The sequence below is a fragment of the Maribacter sp. R86514 genome, assembly GCF_044597005.1.
Lineage (GTDB): Bacteria > Bacteroidota > Bacteroidia > Flavobacteriales > Flavobacteriaceae > Maribacter.
The window spans coordinates 1972507-1993168 of sequence record NZ_CP138999.1 but is presented as its reverse complement, the minus strand read 5'-3'; the positions used below and the strand labels follow the sequence as shown (position 1 = coordinate 1993168).

Below are 20662 nucleotides of genomic sequence, written 5' to 3'. Positions count from 1 at the left end.
GAAATTAAATAGTGTATCTACATCTATCAAAAACAATACCTTTAGTCCATGAAAGTATTGATAACAGGTGCAACAGGTTTAGTAGGTAGCGAGTTAGTGTCTCAATGCCATGATATAGGTTATACCGTTAACTACCTTACTACACGAAAAAATAAAATTGTTTCAAAAGATAATTATCAAGGTTATTATTGGAACCCTACTAATGGGCAAATTGATGCAAAATGCCTAGATGGTGTTTCGGTCATTATAAATTTAGCTGGTTCGAGCATATCTAAAAGATGGACAAGTAGCTATAAAAAAGAGATAATTAATAGCAGGGTCGATACTTTAGAGCTTCTAAAGAAAACGCTTCAAGAAAACGAAAACCATTCGGTGACTTCTTTGGTGTCTGCTTCGGCGATAGGTATTTATCCAGATTCCTTAAGTAATTACTATACCGAGAACGAAGAAAAAGTTGATAATAGCTTTTTGGGAGAGGTAGTTAGTGTTTGGGAAAAGAAGATAAATGAATTCAAAACATTAGGATTATCAGTTGCTAAAGTGCGTATCGGGTTGGTGATGTCAAAAGATGGTGGTGCCTTACCAGAAATGGCCAAACCGGTTAAATATTATGTAGGCGCTGCTTTTGGTTCTGGTGAACAATGGCAATCATGGATTCATATATCTGATTTAGCTGGTATATTTTTACATATAACCAAGTATAAATTAAAAGGTACATATAATGGTGTTGCGCCAAACCCTGTGACTAATATGAAGTTGGTAAAAGAGATTGCCAAGGCTTTAGATCAACCGTTGTTTCTACCTAATGTTCCAAAATTTGTAATGTATACCGTACTTGGTCAAATGGCATATATTTTATTTGCCAGCCAGCGTGTTAGCAGTAAAAAAATAGAAGAAGAAGGTTTTGTTTTTCAATATGCCAATATTTGTCAAGCACTTGGTGCTATTTATGATACTAATGCCCAATGTGTAGATGCTAAGAATAATACATCGAAACAATTTGTGTCATAGAAACTTATTCATTTGTCAGATATAATTAAATCCGCTTTTTGGCGGATTTTTTTTTAATCTTTTGTGACATTTTGACATTTTTAAAGAATTGGCAGTACTTTTGCCTGCTTTTAATCGGCTATTATAAATTAGAATAAATTATGAGTGATAAAGAAAACACTTTGGATGATGAATTCTTGGATGATGCGCTATTAGATGGCGAAGAGCAAGAACAAAAGCTGGAGAATGAAGAGGAAGAGGTAGAAAAGTCTGTAGAAGAGACACTTAGTGAGGAACTGGCGAAAGAAAAAGATAAGTTTTTGAGATTGTTTGCAGAATTTGAGAATTATAAAAGACGTACTTCTAAAGAACGTATGGAGTTGTTCAAAACTGCAGGACAAGAAGTGATAGTTTCATTGTTGCCTGTATTGGATGATTTTGACAGAGCAATGAAAGAATTGGCGAAGTCAGATGATAAAGAAGCTTTTAAAGGTGTAGAACTAATCAACGTTAAGCTTAGAGAAACACTTAAAGGTAAAGGTTTAGAAATGGTTGAGGCAAATGCAGGTGATGTATTCGATGCTGAAATACATGAAGCAATTACTCAAATACCGGCTCCTGATAAAAAGATGAAAGGTAAAATTATCGATGTCATCGAAAAAGGATTTAAGTTGGGCGACCGTATCATTAGGCATCCAAAAGTAGTAGTAGGAAATTAAAAGATTGGAATGAAGGAAGATTATTATGAAGTATTGGGCATCAGTAAGAATGCAACTGCTGCAGAAATAAAGAAAGCATACCGTAAAAAGGCATTGCAATATCACCCAGATAAAAATCCGGGAGATAGTTCTGCAGAAGAGAAGTTTAAAAAATCTGCTGAAGCTTATGAAATCTTGAGCGATCCAGATAAGAAAGCTCGTTATGATCAGTTCGGTCATTCTGCCTTTGAAGGCGGCGGTGGCGGCGGTTTTGGCGGCGGTATGAATATGGATGATATCTTCAGCCAGTTTGGTGATATTTTTGGCGGCGGCTTCGGCGGTGGCGGTTTTGGCGGCTTCGGCGGTGGCGGTGGTCAACGTAGGGTTAAAGGAAGCAATCTTCGTATTAGGGTTTCATTGACCTTAGAAGAGATTGCAAATGGTGTAGAGAAAAAAGTTAAGGTAAAACGAAAAGTTCAGGCAGAAGGCGTTACCTATAAAACGTGTTCTACATGTAATGGTAGAGGGCAGGTAACGAAAGTGCAGAATACTATATTGGGTAGAATGCAAACGGCTGCTGTATGTAGTACTTGTGGTGGTAGTGGTCAAATTTTAGATGGTAAACCTGGTGATGCCGATGCACAAGGACTTAAAGTTGCAGAAGAGACCGTTTCTATTAATATACCGGCAGGTGTAGAAGAAGGTATGCAGCTGAAAGTACCTAATAAAGGTAATGATGCTCCAGGAAACGGAGTGCCAGGAGATTTATTGGTTGCCATTGAAACCCAAGAACATAGTACCTTAAAAAGAGAAGGCGATAACTTACACTACGATCTTTATGTAAGTATTTCTGAAGCTGTATTAGGTACGTCAAAAGAAATAGATGCCGTAGGCGGTAAAGTACGTATTAAGCTAGAAGCTGGTATTCAGTCTGGTAAAATATTAAGACTTAGAGGTAAAGGTATTACAAGTTTAAATGGGTATGGTGCTGGTGATATATTGGTACATGTAAATGTTTGGACACCTAAAGAATTGAATAAAGAACAACGAGAGTTCTTTGAGAAAATGCAGGGCAATGATAATTTTAAGCCTCGACCAGAGAAATCCGATAAGTCATTTTTTGAAAAAGTAAAAGATATGTTCTCTTAGATTCTATTTAATTAGTTTTTAAATAAAAAACGTATATTTGAGATAATATTGGGCGACCAATATTAATTTTCTTTTTCATAGCAATTTTTTTCCCATCCTTGATTTATCAAGGGTGGGTTTTGCTTTTTAGGACAAAATGAATTGCTCTACTGGCATTTATAAAGGAATCATAAAGAGTGTAGCTAGTCCAAACATTTCAATATCTTTGTAGAAATTGAGTACATGAGTCATATTTTGGTAGCTAATGAGGTCACCAAACAGTTTGGAAGCCATACGGCATTGAAGAACGTTTCCCTTGAAATTCCTAAGAATAGTATCTACGGATTACTGGGACCTAACGGGGCCGGTAAAACCACCCTCATACGTATTATAAATCAAATCACTTTTCCAGATAAAGGTGCTGTCTATTTTGATGGTGAGTTACTGAAGTCTGAGCATATTGCACAAATTGGTTATTTACCAGAAGAGCGCGGTCTGTATAAAAGCATGAAAGTTGGCGAGCAGGCACTCTACCTAGCACAGCTAAAGGGTTTGTCAAAAGCTGAAGCTAAAAAGAGATTGAAATATTGGTTCGAAAGATTGGAAATCGGCGATTGGTGGAACAAGAAAATACAAGAGCTTTCTAAAGGTATGGCACAAAAAATACAGTTTGTGGTTACCGTGCTTCACGAACCAAAATTGTTGATTTTTGATGAACCTTTTAGTGGTTTTGATCCTATAAACGCCAATATTATCAAAGAACAGATTTTAAGCCTCAAGGAAAAAGGTACTTCCATCATTTTTTCGACACATAGAATGGAGTCTGTTGAAGAATTGTGCGAGTATATAGCATTGATTCATAAATCTGAAAAAATATTGGATGGTAAATTATCCGATATTAAAAAGGCTTACAAGAACAACATTTTTGAAATAGGTTTAGAAACCAGCAATCAAGAAGCACTGCTACTTGAAATGAAAGATAAGTTTCAGATTATCACCCAAGATTATGATAGTATTGAAAATCAGTTGAACCTTAGGGTGCAACTACCTTCTAATCAATCGGGTGAAATTTTGTCCTTTCTTGGCTCTAGGGCAAACGTAAACGGATTTATCGAGACCATACCGTCTGCAAATGATATTTTTATCAAGACCATTCAAAATAAAAATATTGACAATGAATAAGTTACCTCTAATAATAAAAAGAGAATACATTGCAAAAGTGCGTAATAAGTCTTTTGTGGTTATGACTTTTTTGAGTCCTATTTTAATGGTGGGTATGATATTGTTGATAGCATATTTAACCCAACTAAACGACACTGAGAAAAAGGTGATCGGTGTATTGAACGAGAGTAGTTATTTCGCCAATGAATTTGTAACCTCAGAAGCTACCTCATACATCAATTTTAAAGATATAAGTCTAGAACAGGCAAAAGACTCTACTATGGGTTTGGGTTTTTATGGTCTTATATACTTGCCAAATGAAACTAATGTAGAACAAGTTGCCCAGCGCGCTTTTTTCTATAGTAAAGATGCTCCAAGTGCTTCGGTTTTAGATAAGTTAGAAAATTCCATTACGCGAAGACTCCGTCAAGAGCGATTACGAGAACTTGGGGTGTCACCCAAAGAGTACGCAGAGATGGACCGTAGTTATAACATAAATATCGAAACTTTTGATGGACTACAGAACGTTAAAGGTATCAATGAAATCAAAGCGATTATTGGTGGTGCATTTGGCTATTTGATTATGATGTTCATTATTATCTACGGCGGCTTTGTAATGCGTAGCGTTATTGAAGAAAAAACCAGTCGTATTATTGAAGTTATTATTTCATCAGTAAAACCTTTTCATTTAATGATGGGTAAAATTATTGGGACATCTCTTGCAGGTATTACCCAATTTGGAATTTGGATTATTTCTGGAGCCATTTTGTTGTTCATTGGTTTGGCTATTTTTGATATTGACCCGGCAAGCCTTACCAAAGGTGGTGGCGTAGCACCAGGTATGGCGAATACTACAAATGTCGATGTAGATGCCCTTACACAAAACATTCAATTATATACCCAAGAAATATTCGAGTTACCCATTTTTGCTATGCTTTTCTTTTTCATTGTTTACTTTATGTTGGGTTATTTGATTTATAGTTCTATTTATGCCGCAATTGGTGCCGCTGTGGATAATGAAACAGATACGCAACAATTTATATTTCCGGTAATACTACCGTTGATGTTGGCAATTTACGTGGGGTTCTTTTCTGTATTTAGTAATCCTAACGGACCAATAGCCGTTGGTTTTTCCTTATTTCCTTTAACATCACCAATTGTAATGTTGATGCGTTTACCTTGGGGTATTGGTGAGGGTGGAGTACCTGTTTGGCAATTGGTCACCTCAATTCTAATATTAATAGGTACATTTATTGGTATAGTATGGGTTGCTGCAAAAATATATCGTGTAGGTATATTAATGTACGGTAAAAAACCTAGTTACAAAGAATTGTATAAGTGGCTTAAATATTCGTCATGATTCAAGAAAGTACAGAAAAAATAAAGGAGATAATCGAAGACGATATTTGGGGGACCATAAAGAAATTTCTAGACCTTGGTTATCACTTTGGCGAAGGTGATAAATCTATTAACATAACCATTGGTCTTTTATTATTGCTCACCGTAGCATTTTTACTTACCAGTACGGTTTTACAGGCTATTCGTAGGTTTTTCACAAGAAAAATGGAGGTTGATGATAAGCTTAAGTTTATAAGCATATTTAAGTTCATCAAGTACTTGGTTTATGTTATAGTCATACTGTTTACCATGAGTGCGGCCGGTATTGATATTACCATTTTAATAACGGCATCTGCAGCACTTTTTGTCGGGCTTGGTTTGGCTTTACAAGAGATTTTTCAAGATATCATTGGTGGTATATTTATTATAGTAGATAAATCATTAAGGGTTGGCGATATCATTGAAATAGATAATAAAGTAGGTAAGGTCTTTGAAATTAAATTAAGAACCACAAGAGCGATTACCCGAGATGATAAGGTAATTATAATACCAAATCATAAATTTATTAGTGATATCGTTTATAATTATACGCAAAATCATAAAACCACTAGGGAATTGGTTCGCATAGGTGTGGCATATGGTAGTGATATTGAACTTGTGACCCAGATATTGTTGGATGTAGTGAAGTCGCAAAGGTCAATTTTAAAAAGTCCTAAACCATTTGTGATCTTTGAAGATTTTGGTGATTCTGCCCTCATATTTGCCGTTAATTTTTACATTACCGATAGTTTTACAGACCCACGTGTAAAAAGTGATGTACGGTATAAAATAGATGCTGAATTTAGAAAGAACAATATCTCTATTCCTTTTCCTCAAAGAGATGTGCATTTGTTTCAACAAAGTCCACTTCAGAACAATAATGCTTCAAATGTAGGGGATAATGAAAAAGCGTAATCTTCTATTTCTGTTCTTAGGTTTGCTGCTTTTTACTTTTAATTTAGTTCTAGCGCAAACACCAGATGTTTTTAGATTGGAATATATGCTAATGCCAGAAAATAGTGGTGATGTTGAAACATCTCGTATTAAATTGGTAGTGAACGTACCTACTGCGGTTCGTGATAAGAAAGATTTTTTAGTACTTGGTGCAGAGTATAACAGATACAATTTTGAGGTTCCTGACGATTTGTTTCCTAATTCTGGAGACTTAAGCAAATTTCATGTGCTAGATGTGAATTTGGCTTATATGTATAAGTTATCTGAAAGTTGGCGATTGATTGGTGTTGTAACCCCTAGATGGTCTACGAACTTTGTTCAAGAACTTGAAAATGACGATTTTAATATGAACTATACCCTGGGCGCATATAAAAACGTAAAAGATGCTGATAAACCCTATATGTTGGTTTTGGGTATTTCATATAACGGTACTTCTCCAATAGATATACCGTTGCCCTTTGTGTATTTTGAAAAAAGATTTCACCCAAATTGGGCCTATACTTTAGGAGCACCAAAATCTGGTATGAAGTACTTTACCAAGAAAGGGCATTTTTTTCAGACAGAAATATTTTTAGATGGATATTATGTAAATATTCAGAATGATATTTTGTTGCCCGGTAATAATTTGTCTACCGATGTTTCTTCTACGGCATTATTATTGACATTAGGCTATCAATATAAAATAACTAAAGATATGTCCGTTTACTTAATAGGTGGTCGTTCTATTTATCAAAATAGTGCTTTGCGAAACGAAGAAAGAGATGATATATTTACCTTAAACGACGCATCGGGTCTATATTTTAGAACAGGAATAAGAATAGGAATTTAAAAAGCAGTTATGTCAAAGATATTAGTAATAGAAGATGAAGCAGCAATTAGAAGGGTATTGGTTAAAATTTTATCCGAAGAAAATGATGCCTACTCCGTAGAAGAAGCCGAAGACGGATTAAAAGGTATTGAGACTATAAAGAAGAATGACTATGACTTAGTACTCTGCGATATAAAAATGCCAAAAATGGATGGTGTAGAGGTACTTGAAGCTGCCAGAAAAATCAAACCTGAAATTCCGTTTATTATGATCTCGGGTCATGGAGATTTAGATACTGCCGTAAATACAATGCGTTTAGGTGCTTTTGATTATATCTCTAAACCGCCAGATTTAAATAGATTGCTTACTACCGTTAGAAATGCGTTGGATAGAAAGGTCTTGGTTGTGGAGAACAAGAACTTGAAGAAAAAGGTAAGTAAGAATTATGAGATGATCGGTGAAAGTAGCGAAATAGGTGCGATTAAAGATATGATCGAGAAAGTGGCACCTACAGATGCCCGTGTTTTAATTACCGGGTCTAATGGTACCGGTAAAGAACTTGTTGCACATTGGCTACATGAAAAGAGTGCAAGAAGTTCAGGGTCTTTTATAGAAGTGAACTGTGCTGCAATACCTTCTGAATTAATAGAGAGTGAATTGTTCGGTCACGTAAAGGGTGCCTTTACATCTGCAGTTAAAGATAGAGCAGGAAAGTTTGAAGCAGCTAATAAGGGTACTATATTTTTAGATGAAATAGGTGACATGAGCCTTTCTGCCCAAGCAAAAGTATTAAGAGCTCTTCAAGAAAGTAAGATTTCTCGTGTTGGTACAGATAAAGATATAAAAGTGGATGTTCGTGTACTTGCGGCTACCAACAAAGATTTAAAGAAAGAAATTGAAGAAGGTAACTTTAGAGAAGATTTATACCACAGACTTGCCGTTATTCTTATTCAAGTACCCAGCTTAAATGATAGAAGAGATGATATCCCATTACTAATAGAGCATTTTTCTAAAAAAATTGCAGCAGAGCAGGGTATGGCGGGTAAAACTTTTTCAGAGAAAGCTATTAAGCTATTAAAAGCTTATGATTGGACGGGGAATATACGTGAATTAAGAAACGTTGTTGAAAGGTTGATTATTCTTGGTGGCCAAGAGGTGTCAGAAGATGATGTAAAATTGTTTGCCAGTAAGTAGTCTTAATGATTACTTTTTAGAAGAACAATTGCCAATTTTGTTTAAAGCTTCTTGTGTGATTTCTTTAGTGCGTAGATTGTAATATTTACTGCCTTCAGAGATATCCGGTTTTAATAGTTGAGCTTCACATTCATCGAAAATTCTAGTTGCAAAAGCAGTAGCGTCTTTACAGTTAACACTTTGAACTACCTTATCTAACGAAATACGATATTTTTCTAAAGAAGTATCTATGGTCTCGAAAAGGTCTTTCTTTTTTGTTTTACTCTTGGTTTTTGTAGTGGTTTTTTCTGCCTTAGCGCTAGTGTTTATCGAAAGTGCGTCGTTTGCGTATGTACTTTCATGAGTATCATGAGATTCCAATACCGATATTGTATTGTTGGTAAGGCTAATAGATTTGCTCAAATAAGTAATTGCACCCTCTAAAGTTGTGGATTTAGTGGCAAGTGTTAGCACCTCCATATTTTCCAACATACTTTCCTTTGCCTTTTTGCAACCACAAACATTTAATTGATTTTTAGATTTTTCTAAAGCGCTAATTGCTCTGTAGGCGTAAAAACGAGCTTGATTGATATCTTGGGTAAGTAATGCTGCGTTTATTTGAGTTTTGGCATAACCCATATTAGAATTGGCATATTCACACTCAACATTCATACCGAATGCGGATAAGGACAGTAGTGCGATTGCACAGAAAAAAAAGATATTTTTCTTCATAAGTAGGTGGTTTTAGTGTAAGATTTGGGATCTTACACGGATAAATTTAGATGCTTTACCTTGTTGAAAATATTATTTTCGATACAATACACATGAATCACGTTAAACGGATTTGTGAGAAATGTATTACTTATGTTTTGGTATCGAATTAGTAATAATTAATATTAAACTTTATATTTAAATATGGATGAATTAAAAATAGACAATTATAGGACCAATAAAAATTTTAAAATAGCTGATTATGAGACTTTTGAAGATTTTGGGAAGTCTGATAAAGAACTTAAAAAAGAATTGTCAAAAATAAGAAGAGATCTTGGCGAATTTCAAGACACTATCTATGCACATGGAAAGTATAGTATTCTAGTTTGCCTGCAAGGTATGGACACCGCTGGTAAAGATAGTTTGATTCGTGAGGTATTTAAAGATTTCAATGTCAGTGGTGTTGAAGTACATAGCTTTAAAGTCCCTACCGAACTAGAACTAAGTCATAATTATCTATGGCGTCATTATATAGTATTGCCGGCAAAAGGTAAATTCGGAGTATTCAATAGAACCCATTACGAAAATGTTCTGGTAACCAGAGTACACCCAGAATACATTTTAAACGAGCATATACCAGGTATACATACGGTAGATGATATAGACCAAAAATTTTGGGATAAAAGATTTGAGCAAATAAATGACTTTGAATGTCACCTAGCTGAAAATGGAACTTTAATTTTTAAATTCTTTTTAAATCTATCTAAAGAAGAGCAGCGCCAACGATTATTAAGACGATTAGCTCTTAAAGAGAAGCATTGGAAATTTTCTCCAGGAGATTTAAAAGAACGTAAGTTGTGGGATGCATACCAACATTGCTATGAAGAAGCTATTTCTAAAACAACCCATGATCATGCACCGTGGTTTGCTATACCTGCGGATAACAAAAAGGCAACTCGTGTTATAGTAGCATCCATACTATTAGAATCGTTAAAAAAATACAAAGATATTAAGGAGCCTATGTTAAGCGAAAAAATAATGGCTAATTTAGACAGCTATGAAGAACAATTACAGACTGAAAAGTAAACTTGCTTTATTATTTGTCATTGCAATTATATTTGTGGGGCAGTCTCAGCAAACGGATCAAGACCAGATCAAGAAACTTTATGATACCGCGCTTACCGAAGGGGATGGTTATGATTGGTTGAATTATTTATCCAATCAAATAGGTGGACGATTATCTGGGTCTATTCAAGCCCAACAAGCGGTAGATTATACAAAGGCGCAATTAGATTCTTTAGGTTTGGACAAAGTTTGGTTACAACCGGTAAAGGTTCCTAAATGGGTAAGGGGTACACCAGAATTTGCTTACTTTGAAACATCGCCAGGTACAACTACTAATGTACCTATTTGTGCAATTGGTGGTTCGGTAGCTACTCCGGCAACAGGTGTAAAAGCGAATGTTATAGAGGTTCAAGGTATAGAACAGCTGGCAGCACTTGGCAAAGATAAAATTCAAGGAAAAATAGTGTTTTTCAATAAACCTATGGATGATACCCAAATTAACACGTTTACTGCTTATTCCAATTGTGTGGATCAGCGTTATGCAGGTGCTTTAGAGGCATCTGAATTTGGTGCTGTAGGTGTAATTGTTCGTTCAATGAATCTTCGTTTAGATGATTATCCGCATACGGGATCAATGAACTATGGAGAGCAAGCGGTATCAGATAGAATTCCTGCTGCGGCAATTAGTACCAATGCTGCAGAATTATTAAGTACTTCTTTAAAATTGAATCCTGCTATTGAATTTTATTTTAAACAAAACTGTAAACAATTCAATGATGTAGAATCATATAATGTTATCGGGGAAATCAGAGGAACAACTAAACCAGAGGAAGTTATTGTTGTTGGTGGTCATTTAGATTCTTGGGATCTTGGTGATGGTTCTCATGATGATGGTGCTGGTTGTGTTCAAAGTATGGAGGTCTTAAATCTATTCAAAAAAACAGGTTATAAGCCAAAACGTACGGTAAGAGTAGTTCTTTTTATGAATGAGGAAAATGGTTTAAGAGGTGGTAAAAAGTATGCGGAAATAGCTAGTACCAAAAATGAAAAACACATTTTTGCATTAGAAAGTGATTCTGGCGGATTTTCTCCTCGCGGATTTACTTTTGAAAGCTCCGACAAAGATTTTGAGAAAGTTCTGGAATGGAAAAGTCTTTTTAAACCATACTTAATACACTATTTTGAAAAAGGTTTTAGTGGTGCTGATATTGGTCCGTTAAAAAACGATGGATTGCTATTGGCAGGTTTACGACCAGATTCTCAACGTTATTTTGACCATCACCATGCAGAGAACGATACCTTTGAGCATGTAAATAAAAGAGAGCTTCAATTAGGTGCTGCATCTATGGCAAGTTTAATATATCTGGTAGATAAATACGGATTTTAATTGCTACTATTTCTGCTATAATAGTAACAAAATCAATTTGTGTTTTTGAAAATCATGAAATGTTCAAATCGTTAAATTTCTTTACCTTTGCCAGATACTAAAAAAATAAAAATGGAAGACGGAATTTACGCCAAGTTCAATACAAATAAAGGCGAAATACTAGTAAAATTAACTCACGATAAAACTCCCGGTACTGTAGGTAACTTTGTAGCTCTTGCAGAGGGTGACAAAGAGAATAGTGCTAAAGGTAAAGGTGAGCCTTATTATAATGGTTTGAAATTTCATAGGGTTATTCCAGATTTTATGGTTCAAGGAGGTTGCCCTCAAGGTACCGGAACAGGTGATGCTGGCTATAAATTCGATGATGAATTTCACCCAGAATTGAAGCATGATACTCCTGGTGTTCTTTCTATGGCAAATGCCGGTCCTGGAACCAATGGAAGCCAATTTTTTATTACTCACGTACCAACACCATGGTTAGATAACAAGCATACTGTATTTGGTCATGTAGAGGCTGGTCAAGAAGTTGTGGATGCTATAGCGCAAGATGACGTTATTGAATCTTTGGAAATTGTTAGAGTGGGTGATGCAGCACAAAAGTGGGATGCATTAAAGGCTTTTGAAGATTTCAATGCTTCAGGTGAGGCTAGATTAGCTGCCGAAAAAGCAAAGCAAGAAGCTGAACTTGATAAAGTAGCGGCAGGTTTTGATACTACGCCATCAGGTCTTCGTTATAAGATGATCCAGAAAGGTGATGGTGCCAAGGCTGTTAAAGGTGAGAAAGTTTCTGTACACTACGAAGGTTCTCTTTTAAATGGTCAAGTATTCGATTCATCTTACAAACGTAACTCTCCTATTGATTTTCAATTAGGAATTGGTCAAGTTATTCCAGGTTGGGATGAAGGTATTTCTTTACTACAAGTTGGTGATAAAGCTCGTTTTGTAATCCCTTCTGATCTAGCTTATGGATCTGCAGGTGCAGCTGGCGTTATACCACCAAACGCTACACTGATCTTTGATGTAGAATTAATGAAGGTAGGTTAAGAAACCTAACTACTTTAAAATAATAATAAACACCTGTATCATTTTGATATGGGTGTTTTTTTTGATGTTTACTTTTTACGAGTAACGAAACTGCCTAACAGCAAAATAACGTTAACTACCATCAAAACTAAAAATACGGTCAAAAATGTGGTCATAAATACATGGTTAAGGTCGGGGAACCGCTCTTGTTTAACCAATAGATATGTATTTATATAAAAGGTTGCGTTTAGGTTGAACAAATTTTTTAAAAAAATAGGCACAAAAAAACCCGAACCAATCGATTCGGGTTTTATACTATAAAAAAGTTAAATCTTTACCTAGTCAATTACCTTCACATTAACGGCGTTTAATCCTTTTTTACCTTGTTGTAGTTCAAATTCTACAACATCACCTTCACGAACTTCATCGATTAAGCCAGAAATGTGTACAAAATGATCTTCGTTTGAACCATCTTCAGTGATAAATCCGTAACCTTTAGAATCATTGAAGAATTTTACTGTTCCTTTACTCATAATAGAAAAATTAAATATTAATTAAAGAGCGAAGATAGTTTTTTTTTGTTTAAAAACTTAAAATCTTCTACGTTATCTTATAGTTAACAAATTTATTCTAATGTATTGAGAATGAACTTGTTTTTAAGGCTATGCAGTAGGGTCTGGAGTCATTCTTAAATACGGTTTTACCTCTGTAACTCCTTTTGAAAAAATGCCTTTTGCATCATCGGTTGATATAGCGGGGCTCACTACTACATCCTTGCCATGCTCCCAATTTGCTGGTGTCGCTACTTTATGATTCGCTGTAAGTTGTAAGGAATCTACTACTCTTAATAGCTCATAAAAGTTTCTTCCGGTAGAAGCTGGGTAAGTCAATGTTAGTTTCACGGTTTTGTCTGGTGCAATAATAAATACAGAACGCACTGTAAGATTATTATCTGCATTTGGGTGAATCATGTCATATAGATCAGAGACTTTTTTATCCTCATCTGCAATAATTGGAAAATTTACCACTGTATTTTGCACTTCGTTGATATCTTTGATCCATTCAGCATGTGAAGCTGCACCATCCACGCTTAATGCTATCATTTTTACATTGCGCTTGTCAAACTCATCTTTAAATTTAGCTGCGGTACCTAATTCTGTGGTACATACAGGAGTAAAATCTGCTGGGTGAGAAAATAAAATTCCCCAACTATCACCTAAGTAATCGTAAAAGTTGATGGTTCCCATTGAGCTATCTGCTGTGAAATCGGGTGCTTTGTCACCCAAACGTATTGTTGCCATATTGATATATTTTTATGTATTTAATTTAATATCCTATAAAATTAGTAGATTAATTAGCTACGTCTAAAGTTTTTGGGTTAAAAGTCTATTAAAATTTTCTACTTTTAGTTTATGGAAGATTTAGAAAAATTACGATATCCGATTGGGCATTTTGAGTGTCCCGAAAATATTTCTGATGAGCATATAAAGCAATGGATACAAGCGTTGAAAACATTACCGCAACGTTTAGTTGATTTGGTCAGTGATTTTTCTGAATCTCAATTAGAAACTCCATACCGTGAGGGTGGTTGGACGGTAGGGCAAGTAATTCATCATATAGCAGATAGTCATCACCATAGTTATACTCGTTTTAAATGGGCATTGACTGAGAATAGACCGCTAATTAAAGTCTACGAAGAAAACTTGTGGAGTGAACTTATTGATGCCAAGACAGCACCCATAGCTCTTTCACTTTCTTATTTAACGGCGTTGCACGCTAAATTGGTTTACATGTGCGAAAGACTAACGCCAGATGATTTAAAGAGAAGTTATATTCACCCAGAGGGCAATGTTAATGTATCTGTAGCAGAAAATATTGGTAAATATGCATGGCATGGTAACCATCATTTTGAACATATTAAAACCTTGGCTGAGCGAAAAGGGTGGTAAGAGGTTATAAATTTTTTTGTAAGAGGTACATAGGTTTTTCGTCTTCAATAACACTGTTAAATGGCACTTGGGTTATGGCTGCTATTTTAAAGGAATGTTTTTGATAAAATGGTAGCGCCATTCCTTTTTGCATAGATTCTAAAAAGATTACTTTTTTAGCGTTGTTCTTGGCAATTTTTTCAACAAATCGCAGACTTTCAGCACCAATGCCTTTTCCTGAATATTCGTTGAGTATATAGATTTTGTCAAGATACAAAGCATCGGCTCTGCTAAACTCTTGTAGTTTTTTGTGTAAGGTGATTTTTAACAAACCAACATAAGCCGAGTCTAATTTAATTACAAATAAAATGGTGTCCTGATTTTTTTCTTCCTGTAGTAAAACCGCTTTCGTAAAGCTATTTTCTATGTATGTTTTGGTGTTGCCATTGGGCCATAAATGTGTGTAATGTTGATTATAGGCTTTCGTGCCTATGTCAATATAGGTGTTGTAAAGTTCTGGTTTCAGTTGTTCAAACTGAATATTACTCTCCATAATTTGTAGTGAGAATTTTATTGATTACTAGATTTCCATTTAATATTACAACCTATGCTAGGTTTTTGATTTGGGTCTATTGCTTCACCTTTTAAAAGATTTTCAATGGCATTTCTAAGGTCTTTGCCGGTTAACGGTAAACCATTTCCTGGTCTAGAATCATCTAACTGACCGCGGTAAACTAATTTTAACTCTTCGTCAAAAAGGAAAAAATCCGGTGTGCAGGCGGCATCGTATTTTTTTGCAATAGATTGGTCTTCGTCATATAGGTATGGGAAAGTATAATTTTCAGCTTTAGCCTTTATCCTCATATAATGTGGACCATCTTCTGGGTAGTTTTCAACATCATTGCTCGAAATAGCTATAAAGTGAATTCCTTTTTTCTGATATTCAATAGCCATTTTAGTGATTTCCGGATTTACATGAATTACAAATGGGCAATGGTTGCAGATAAACATGATCACTGTTCCCCTATCACCGTTTAAAGCATGCAAATTCATGGTTTTTTTACTTACAGTATCTAACAGACTAAATTCTGGAGCTACCGTACCCAGTGCTAACATTTTGCTTTCCGTTCTTGCCATATCAACTAATAATTTATGGTACTAAGTTAAGGATTATATTAAGCTTGTCTTTCCTTTATAATATTCAAAAACCTTTAAAAATTTCAAAAATGGAAAATTCATATATTTCTTTATCTAACGCAATTAAAGCATTGCAAGATGAGGGCTACACAGAAGATTTTAACTTGTGTGATGCTGGTGTAGAAAATAAAAGCAAGAAGAACATACATACTACAACCGAATTAGAGGTCGTAAAATTTTATCGTTTTGAGGGTATGAGCAACCCAGATGACAATACGATCTTATATGTTATTGAAACTAATACTGGTGAAAAGGGTCTTTTGGTAGATGCGTACGGAATGTATGCAGGCAATGTACCTAAAGATATGATAGAAAAGCTTAAATTGAGCTAATGAAAGATACTGTTACTTGGCAAGATTTCAATAAGATCGATATGAGAGTGGGTACAATTATAGATGTGCTCGATTTTCCGGAGGCTAGAAATCCCTCATATAAATTACATATAGATTTTGGTGATGAAATAGGGGTTAAAAAAACATCTGCTCAAATAACGGAAAAGTACAAGAAAGAAGACCTTGTAGGACTTCAAGTAACAGCTGTTGTTAATTTTCCTAAAAAGCAAATTGCCAATTTTATGAGTGAATGTCTTATATTGGGGGCTGTAGAAAATAGTTCCGTGGTGCTTCTTCAACCGCAAATGAAAGTGCCAAACGGATTAAAAATCTCCTAGATATTTGACCGATAGTATTTTAGATACCATTCATATTAATTTTGATTCGGGTTCTCTTTGGATGATGAACCTTGTTTTAAGTTTGGTCATGTTTGGCGTAGCTTTAGAGATTTCAGTTTCAGATTTTAAACCTTTGTGGCAAAAGCCCAAAGCGTTGTTGTTGGGTTTAACTAGTCAGTTTGTTTTACTACCGGCTTTGACTTTTTTATTGGTGCTTATAATTGAGCCCTTACCAAGCATAGCACTTGGTATGTTTATGGTTGCGGCCTGCCCTGGAGGTAATATTTCTAATTTTATATCCTACTTATCTAAAGCCAATACGGCATTGTCCGTAAGTCTTACGGCTATTGCTACTATGTTAGCGGTTGTAATGACGCCCTTAAATTTTCATTTCTGGTCCATGCGCTATGAGCCAAGTGCAGGTTTAATTCAAGATATTTCAATAGCACCTTTAGAGATGATCAAACTGGTTTTTTTATTACTGGGGCTGCCTTTGATTTTAGGTATGTACGTAAATTATAAGAAACCAAAATTGGCATTGAAAATAGCAAAGAAACTAAAAATAGTATCGTTGGTGTTTTTTATTAGCTTGGTATTTATAGCGCTATTTAATAACCGTGTTATTTTTATGGATTATGTACTTTATGTTTTTTGGATTGTATTAATTCATAATCTAATTGCATTTTCTACGGGTTATAGTCTTGGTAGATTATTTAAATTACCGGTAGATAGTCTTAGGTCCATAACCATTGAAACCGGAATTCAGAATTCTGGATTAGGCTTACTTTTAATCTTCACCTTTTTTGATGGATTAGGGGGTATGGCGCTTCTTGCCGCATTCTGGGGGATTTGGCACATAGTTTCGGGATTAATTTTGGCTGCTTTTTGGAATAGAAAACCGGTTACTAAAGAGACTATAGCGTGAGTGGATTATTGTATTCTTTGGTTAAGATTGTTGTAAAAACCGGACTGTACGGTTATCATAAGAAAATCGTCATTTCTGGGCTAGAGAATATTCCTAAAGATAAGCCTGTAATGTTTTTACCAAATCATCAAAGTGCACTTATAGATGTTTTGTTAATTGCAACAGATTGTAATAGAAAACCTTACTTTTTAACGCGATCAGATGTTTTTAAGGGCAAATTTTTAAAACGTATGTTCTCTTATTTTCAAATGCTACCTATTTATAGAATGCGCGATGGTAGAGATACACTTTCTAATAACGATGCTATATTTAATTCATGTGCAGAAATTTTAAATAGGGGAGAAGCCTTACTTTTATTCCCCGAGGCAAATCATAATCTTAAGCGATCGGTTAGAACGTTAAGCAAGGGCTTTACAAGAATTTTGATACGCACTTTTGAATTATACCCAGATGTAGATGTGCAATTAATTCCTGTAGGATTAAATTACAAGCATGCCGCTCATTTTCCTGATGAGGTTGCGATACATTATGGAGCTCCAATTTCAGCTAAAAGTTTTTATGATTCAAAAGACCTGAATAAAACAAGTTTTGATATAAAGCGGGAAATTTCTGGGCGACTGAAGAAATTAACCATTCATATTCCAAATGATGGAGCGTATGAAATGATTTTAGATCGATTAAATGCCGAGAACGCAGACTTTCTAAGTCCTGTGTCAACAAATGAAAAAATTGAATCATATATTCATGGAGAGCAGCGATTATCTAATCAAACAATACCTATACAAGAAAAGCGAAGTTTATTCAAGTTTTTATTTACTGTGTTAAATTTTCCTATTGTTCTTATTTGGAGGACGTGGTTGAAACCAAAAGTACCTGAAGATGAGTTTATGGGTACCTTTAGATTTGCTTGTGCAATTATAACTTATCCTATTTATATGACTTTGCTTTTTGCTATTCTATCATTTAGTTTATCTGCATACTTAGCATGTGTAATACTGAGTATGTTGACATTGGTAAATGTTGGATTGGTAAAGTATGGTTTGCGGTAGTTAACTATTCACAAAACAAAAACGGCCCTTAAATAAGGACCGTTAATTTGTAAAAGAAAGTTTAAATATTAGATATCTTCAAAACTGACATCTGTAAAGCTAGACGTACTTGTAGGTGTACTTTCAACAGCTATTTCAGCTGCAGTTGCTACTTCTTCTTTCTTGAAATCTTTTTGATGTCTTTCAGAAATTACTTCGGATCCTTTTTCATTAATGATGAAATTCATCATTTCTTCAACATTTTCTTTGAAGGCATCAAAGTCTTCTTTGTATAAATAAATTTTATGCTTCTTGTAATGGAAAGAACCATCGTCATGTGTAAACTTCTTACTTTCTGTAATCGTTAAATAATAATCCCCAGCTTTTGTACTTCTTACATCGAAAAAGTACGTTCTTCTACCTGCGCGTAAAACTTTGGAGTGAATTTCTTCCTGATCTGATAAATCTCTTTCGCTCATTTCTAATCTTTAGTGTCGTTATACTATCAAAAATGAAAAAAAAAACATTATCCTACAACAATTTTCTAATTTTCTTTCTCTGAGAGTTGTTTGTGATAGAGGTCTTTATAGTAACCTTCTTTCGTATTTAGCTCATCATGTGTACCTTGCTGAATTAGTCTTCCGTCATCTAAAACTAGAATTTTATCAGCATTTTTAGCAGAAGAAACTCTATGACTTACAATTAATGTAGTTTTATTCTGAGAGGCTTTTTTAAGATTATTCAATATTTCTTCCTCCGTTTCGGTATCCACTGCAGAAAGACAGTCATCAAATAAATAAATTTGTGGTTTCTTGATTAATGCTCTTGCAATTGAAACACGTTGCTTTTGTCCCCCACTTAATGTAATACCTCTTTCTCCTAAAACGGTGTCGTATTTTTTAGAAAAACCCATGATGTTTTCATGAACAACGGCATCTTTGGCAATATCTATAATTTCTTGATCCGTGGCATCTTCTTTTCCAAACTTAATGTTATTCTTAATACTGTCAGAAAATAGAAAGGCATCTTGTGGTACGGCACCAATAGATTCTCTTAAACTAGTTAAATCTATATGTTTTATTGGTTCGTCATCTATTAATATTTCGCCAGACGTGGTGTCGTATAATCGTGCCACTAAATCTAAAATAGTTGATTTACCCGATCCGGTTTTACCAATTATCGCTGTTGTTTCGCCCTCATTTATTGTAAAAGATAACTGTTTAAGCGCGTTGATATTGGTGTCTTGGTACGTAAAATCAACATCTTTAAATTCAATCTTACCTTTTACATTATGCTGGTGAGTGGGCGTGTTCTTTATTTCTGACTCCTGATTTAAAAACTCATTGATGCGTTGTTGACTCGCGGCAGCTCTTTGCACGATAGACGTAAGCCATCCTACAATAGCAACGGGCCAAGTCAGCATATTTACGTATAAAATAAACTCGGCAATTAAACCAACTTCAATTTCACCGGCTAAATACTGTTTTCCGCCAATATAAATAACCAATATATTACTGATACCTATTAGTAGTATCATTAATGGAAAAAACCAAGCATTAACTTTTGCCAAGCTTACACTTTTCTCTTTCCCTTCATTGGCAAGTTTTACTAGATCATCATTGGTTTGTGGTTCTAAAGCATAGGCTTTAATAACAGAAACTCCCGAAAATATTTCTTGCGTAAATGTAGAAAGTGTAGATAGGTATTGTTGTACAATAGTACTTCTCTTATGTATGACCTTACTTATTTGATATATTAAAACAGATAAAAAAGGTAATGGCAATAGGGTATAGGCAGCCAACGTTGGTGCTTTAATAAACATCAACGGTATCAAGCAGGCAAATAATGTCAAAGTTTGCATGCCGTACATAATTGCAGGGCCAGCATACATACGTACTTCATTTACATCTTCACTTATTCTATTCATTAAATCTCCTGTTCTGTTTTTCTTGTAGAAATTGAGACTAAGCTTTTGATAATGGTCAAATATTTCATTTTTAAGATCGTATTCTATATATCTTGAAATATTGATTATTAATTGACGCATTAAAAAAGTAAAGAAACCAGATAGTATTGCTGCACCTACTATAATAAGTATATACTCCATTAGCAGTTCTTGCGCTGTGGATTTTTCTATTTCCGCATTTATATATTGTTCAACTACGGTAATAGAATTATTAACGTAAGAGGGCATAATCAATTGAAATAACCTTGCAACTATGGTTATTATGATCCCAAAAAAAAGCTTAAGCCAGTATTTTTTAAAGTATTTATTTAGATGCTTAAGTTCTTTCATAAGTGTTAGAAAAGCTAATGGTGTAAATTTCTATGGGCAAAGATAGTTTTTTGACCTAAAACGATATGTTATAAATAAGCTAAGATAAATACGATTGCTATTGTGACCCTTTAAATAGATACTTACCTTTGCGGCTTTATTAC

The 20662-nt window shown here is 34.7% G+C and carries 23 protein-coding genes; 16 read left to right on the top strand and 7 right to left on the bottom strand.

All coding sequences use genetic code 11. The features are described 5' to 3' along the window. The first annotated feature begins 48 nt into the window (after window positions 1–48). The 8 genes from SJY30_RS08835 to SJY30_RS08800 all read left to right on the top strand — a co-directional run bounded on the left by SJY30_RS08835 (window position 49) and on the right by SJY30_RS08800 (window position 8310). A complete protein-coding gene (locus SJY30_RS08835; RefSeq protein WP_396635184.1) occupies window positions 49–1011 on the top strand; it encodes a TIGR01777 family oxidoreductase in 963 nt (320 codons plus the stop codon). Between the two features lie 140 nt (window positions 1012–1151). Then, window positions 1152–1709, top strand: coding sequence for a nucleotide exchange factor GrpE (locus SJY30_RS08830; RefSeq protein WP_396635183.1), 558 nt, complete (start codon window positions 1152–1154; stop codon window positions 1707–1709). 9 nt (window positions 1710–1718) lie between these two features. After that, a complete protein-coding gene (gene dnaJ, locus SJY30_RS08825; RefSeq protein WP_396635182.1) occupies window positions 1719–2837 on the top strand; it encodes a molecular chaperone DnaJ in 1119 nt (372 codons plus the stop codon). 222 nt (window positions 2838–3059) lie between these two features. After that, on the top strand, window positions 3060–3998 hold the full coding sequence (locus SJY30_RS08820; protein WP_396635181.1) for an ABC transporter ATP-binding protein: 939 nt from the start codon (window positions 3060–3062) through the stop codon (window positions 3996–3998). Further along, a complete protein-coding gene (locus SJY30_RS08815; protein ID WP_396635180.1) occupies window positions 3991–5337 on the top strand; it encodes an ABC transporter permease in 1347 nt (448 codons plus the stop codon). Before SJY30_RS08820 ends, SJY30_RS08815 begins: the two co-directional genes overlap by 8 nt. Then, window positions 5334–6269, top strand: coding sequence for a mechanosensitive ion channel family protein (locus SJY30_RS08810; protein ID WP_396635179.1), 936 nt, complete (start codon window positions 5334–5336; stop codon window positions 6267–6269). Before SJY30_RS08815 ends, SJY30_RS08810 begins: the two co-directional genes overlap by 4 nt. Then, complete coding sequence (locus tag SJY30_RS08805) at window positions 6256–7137, top strand: DUF6268 family outer membrane beta-barrel protein (protein ID WP_396635178.1); 882 nt, start codon at window positions 6256–6258, stop codon at window positions 7135–7137. Before SJY30_RS08810 ends, SJY30_RS08805 begins: the two co-directional genes overlap by 14 nt. A 9-nt stretch (window positions 7138–7146) precedes the next feature. Next, a complete protein-coding gene (locus SJY30_RS08800; protein WP_396635177.1) occupies window positions 7147–8310 on the top strand; it encodes a sigma-54-dependent transcriptional regulator in 1164 nt (387 codons plus the stop codon). A gap of 9 nt (window positions 8311–8319) precedes the next feature. On the opposite strand, the gene SJY30_RS08795 is transcribed toward SJY30_RS08800, so the two are convergent. After that, the gene (locus SJY30_RS08795) at window positions 8320–9021 is read right to left on the bottom strand and encodes a hypothetical protein (protein ID WP_396635176.1); all 702 of its coding nucleotides are present in this window, start codon (window positions 9019–9021) and stop codon (window positions 8320–8322) included. Window positions 9022–9204: 183 nt separating this feature from the next. On the opposite strand from SJY30_RS08795, the gene SJY30_RS08790 reads away from it, so the two are divergent. From SJY30_RS08790 to SJY30_RS08780, 3 genes are all read left to right on the top strand, one after another. After that, complete coding sequence (locus SJY30_RS08790; RefSeq protein WP_396635175.1) at window positions 9205–10086, top strand: PPK2 family polyphosphate kinase; 882 nt, start codon at window positions 9205–9207, stop codon at window positions 10084–10086. Further along, window positions 10058–11452: a M20/M25/M40 family metallo-hydrolase gene (locus SJY30_RS08785; RefSeq protein WP_396635174.1), complete on the top strand. Its 1395-nt coding sequence runs from the start codon at window positions 10058–10060 to the stop codon at window positions 11450–11452. Before SJY30_RS08790 ends, SJY30_RS08785 begins: the two co-directional genes overlap by 29 nt. Before the next feature lie 111 nt (window positions 11453–11563). Beyond that, a complete protein-coding gene (locus tag SJY30_RS08780) occupies window positions 11564–12496 on the top strand; it encodes a peptidylprolyl isomerase (protein ID WP_396635173.1) in 933 nt (310 codons plus the stop codon). 317 nt (window positions 12497–12813) lie between these two features. Here the strand turns inward: SJY30_RS08780 and SJY30_RS08775 are convergent, their stop codons facing one another. Next, window positions 12814–13008, bottom strand: coding sequence for a cold-shock protein (locus tag SJY30_RS08775; protein WP_027064347.1), 195 nt, complete (start codon window positions 13006–13008; stop codon window positions 12814–12816). Between the two features lie 129 nt (window positions 13009–13137). Then, complete coding sequence (locus SJY30_RS08770; protein WP_396635172.1) at window positions 13138–13776, bottom strand: peroxiredoxin; 639 nt, start codon at window positions 13774–13776, stop codon at window positions 13138–13140. A gap of 111 nt (window positions 13777–13887) precedes the next feature. Here SJY30_RS08770 and SJY30_RS08765 point away from each other — a divergent pair, with 111 nt between their 5' ends. Next, the gene (locus tag SJY30_RS08765; protein ID WP_396635171.1) at window positions 13888–14424 is read left to right on the top strand and encodes a YfiT family bacillithiol transferase; all 537 of its coding nucleotides are present in this window, start codon (window positions 13888–13890) and stop codon (window positions 14422–14424) included. Between the two features lie 4 nt (window positions 14425–14428). On the opposite strand, the gene SJY30_RS08760 is transcribed toward SJY30_RS08765, so the two are convergent. Together SJY30_RS08760 and SJY30_RS08755 are read right to left on the bottom strand one after the other, a co-directional pair. Then, a complete protein-coding gene (locus SJY30_RS08760; RefSeq protein ID WP_396635170.1) occupies window positions 14429–14956 on the bottom strand; it encodes a GNAT family N-acetyltransferase in 528 nt (175 codons plus the stop codon). A 17-nt stretch (window positions 14957–14973) separates the two neighbouring features. Then, a complete protein-coding gene (locus tag SJY30_RS08755; protein WP_396635169.1) occupies window positions 14974–15540 on the bottom strand; it encodes a thioredoxin family protein in 567 nt (188 codons plus the stop codon). A gap of 89 nt (window positions 15541–15629) precedes the next feature. Between SJY30_RS08755 and SJY30_RS08750 the strand changes: the two genes are divergently transcribed. Genes SJY30_RS08750 through SJY30_RS08735 form a run of 4 tightly spaced genes read left to right on the top strand, consistent with a single transcriptional unit; the run spans window position 15630 to window position 18244 of the window. Next, window positions 15630–15932 carry a phosphoribosylpyrophosphate synthetase gene (locus SJY30_RS08750; protein WP_396635168.1) on the top strand — a complete coding sequence of 101 codons (303 nt, stop codon included), beginning with the start codon at window positions 15630–15632 and terminating at the stop codon, window positions 15930–15932. After that, the gene (locus SJY30_RS08745) at window positions 15932–16270 is read left to right on the top strand and encodes a tRNA-binding protein (protein ID WP_396635167.1); all 339 of its coding nucleotides are present in this window, start codon (window positions 15932–15934) and stop codon (window positions 16268–16270) included. Before SJY30_RS08750 ends, SJY30_RS08745 begins: the two co-directional genes overlap by 1 nt. Before the next feature lie 4 nt (window positions 16271–16274). After that, complete coding sequence (locus SJY30_RS08740) at window positions 16275–17195, top strand: bile acid:sodium symporter family protein (protein ID WP_396635166.1); 921 nt, start codon at window positions 16275–16277, stop codon at window positions 17193–17195. Next, window positions 17192–18244 carry a lysophospholipid acyltransferase family protein gene (locus SJY30_RS08735; protein ID WP_396635165.1) on the top strand — a complete coding sequence of 351 codons (1053 nt, stop codon included), beginning with the start codon at window positions 17192–17194 and terminating at the stop codon, window positions 18242–18244. Before SJY30_RS08740 ends, SJY30_RS08735 begins: the two co-directional genes overlap by 4 nt. Window positions 18245–18312: 68 nt before the next feature. Here the strand turns inward: SJY30_RS08735 and SJY30_RS08730 are convergent, their stop codons facing one another. Beyond that, window positions 18313–18702, bottom strand: a complete 390-nt coding sequence (locus SJY30_RS08730) for a PUR family DNA/RNA-binding protein (protein ID WP_396635164.1) — start codon at window positions 18700–18702, stop codon at window positions 18313–18315. Between the two features lie 65 nt (window positions 18703–18767). Then, window positions 18768–20519: an ABC transporter ATP-binding protein gene (locus tag SJY30_RS08725; RefSeq protein ID WP_396635163.1), complete on the bottom strand. Its 1752-nt coding sequence runs from the start codon at window positions 20517–20519 to the stop codon at window positions 18768–18770. Window positions 20520–20662 lie beyond the last annotated feature (143 nt).

Excerpts from the sequence above, each read along its gene's own strand:
- SJY30_RS08725 (WP_396635163.1), bottom strand. The coding sequence starts at position 20,519 with ATGAAAGAACTTAAGCATCTAAATAAATACTTTAAAAAATACTGGCTT.
- SJY30_RS08795 (WP_396635176.1), bottom strand. The coding sequence starts at position 9,021 with ATGAAGAAAAATATCTTTTTTTTCTGTGCAATCGCACTACTGTCCTTA.
- SJY30_RS08835 (WP_396635184.1), top strand. The coding sequence starts at position 49 with ATGAAAGTATTGATAACAGGTGCAACAGGTTTAGTAGGTAGCGAGTTA.
- SJY30_RS08745 (WP_396635167.1), top strand. The coding sequence starts at position 15,932 with ATGAAAGATACTGTTACTTGGCAAGATTTCAATAAGATCGATATGAGA.
- SJY30_RS08765 (WP_396635171.1), top strand. The coding sequence starts at position 13,888 with ATGGAAGATTTAGAAAAATTACGATATCCGATTGGGCATTTTGAGTGT.
- SJY30_RS08755 (WP_396635169.1), bottom strand. The coding sequence starts at position 15,540 with ATGGCAAGAACGGAAAGCAAAATGTTAGCACTGGGTACGGTAGCTCCA.
- SJY30_RS08780 (WP_396635173.1), top strand. The coding sequence starts at position 11,564 with ATGGAAGACGGAATTTACGCCAAGTTCAATACAAATAAAGGCGAAATA.
- SJY30_RS08810 (WP_396635179.1), top strand. The coding sequence starts at position 5,334 with ATGATTCAAGAAAGTACAGAAAAAATAAAGGAGATAATCGAAGACGAT.
- SJY30_RS08830 (WP_396635183.1), top strand. The coding sequence starts at position 1,152 with ATGAGTGATAAAGAAAACACTTTGGATGATGAATTCTTGGATGATGCG.
- SJY30_RS08785 (WP_396635174.1), top strand. The coding sequence starts at position 10,058 with ATGAAGAACAATTACAGACTGAAAAGTAAACTTGCTTTATTATTTGTC.
- SJY30_RS08790 (WP_396635175.1), top strand. The coding sequence starts at position 9,205 with ATGGATGAATTAAAAATAGACAATTATAGGACCAATAAAAATTTTAAA.
- dnaJ (WP_396635182.1), top strand. The coding sequence starts at position 1,719 with ATGAAGGAAGATTATTATGAAGTATTGGGCATCAGTAAGAATGCAACT.
- SJY30_RS08800 (WP_396635177.1), top strand. The coding sequence starts at position 7,147 with ATGTCAAAGATATTAGTAATAGAAGATGAAGCAGCAATTAGAAGGGTA.
- SJY30_RS08750 (WP_396635168.1), top strand. The coding sequence starts at position 15,630 with ATGGAAAATTCATATATTTCTTTATCTAACGCAATTAAAGCATTGCAA.
- SJY30_RS08775 (WP_027064347.1), bottom strand. The coding sequence starts at position 13,008 with ATGAGTAAAGGAACAGTAAAATTCTTCAATGATTCTAAAGGTTACGGA.
- SJY30_RS08730 (WP_396635164.1), bottom strand. The coding sequence starts at position 18,702 with ATGAGCGAAAGAGATTTATCAGATCAGGAAGAAATTCACTCCAAAGTT.
- SJY30_RS08760 (WP_396635170.1), bottom strand. The coding sequence starts at position 14,956 with ATGGAGAGTAATATTCAGTTTGAACAACTGAAACCAGAACTTTACAAC.
- SJY30_RS08770 (WP_396635172.1), bottom strand. The coding sequence starts at position 13,776 with ATGGCAACAATACGTTTGGGTGACAAAGCACCCGATTTCACAGCAGAT.
- SJY30_RS08805 (WP_396635178.1), top strand. The coding sequence starts at position 6,256 with ATGAAAAAGCGTAATCTTCTATTTCTGTTCTTAGGTTTGCTGCTTTTT.
- SJY30_RS08820 (WP_396635181.1), top strand. The coding sequence starts at position 3,060 with ATGAGTCATATTTTGGTAGCTAATGAGGTCACCAAACAGTTTGGAAGC.
- SJY30_RS08815 (WP_396635180.1), top strand. The coding sequence starts at position 3,991 with ATGAATAAGTTACCTCTAATAATAAAAAGAGAATACATTGCAAAAGTG.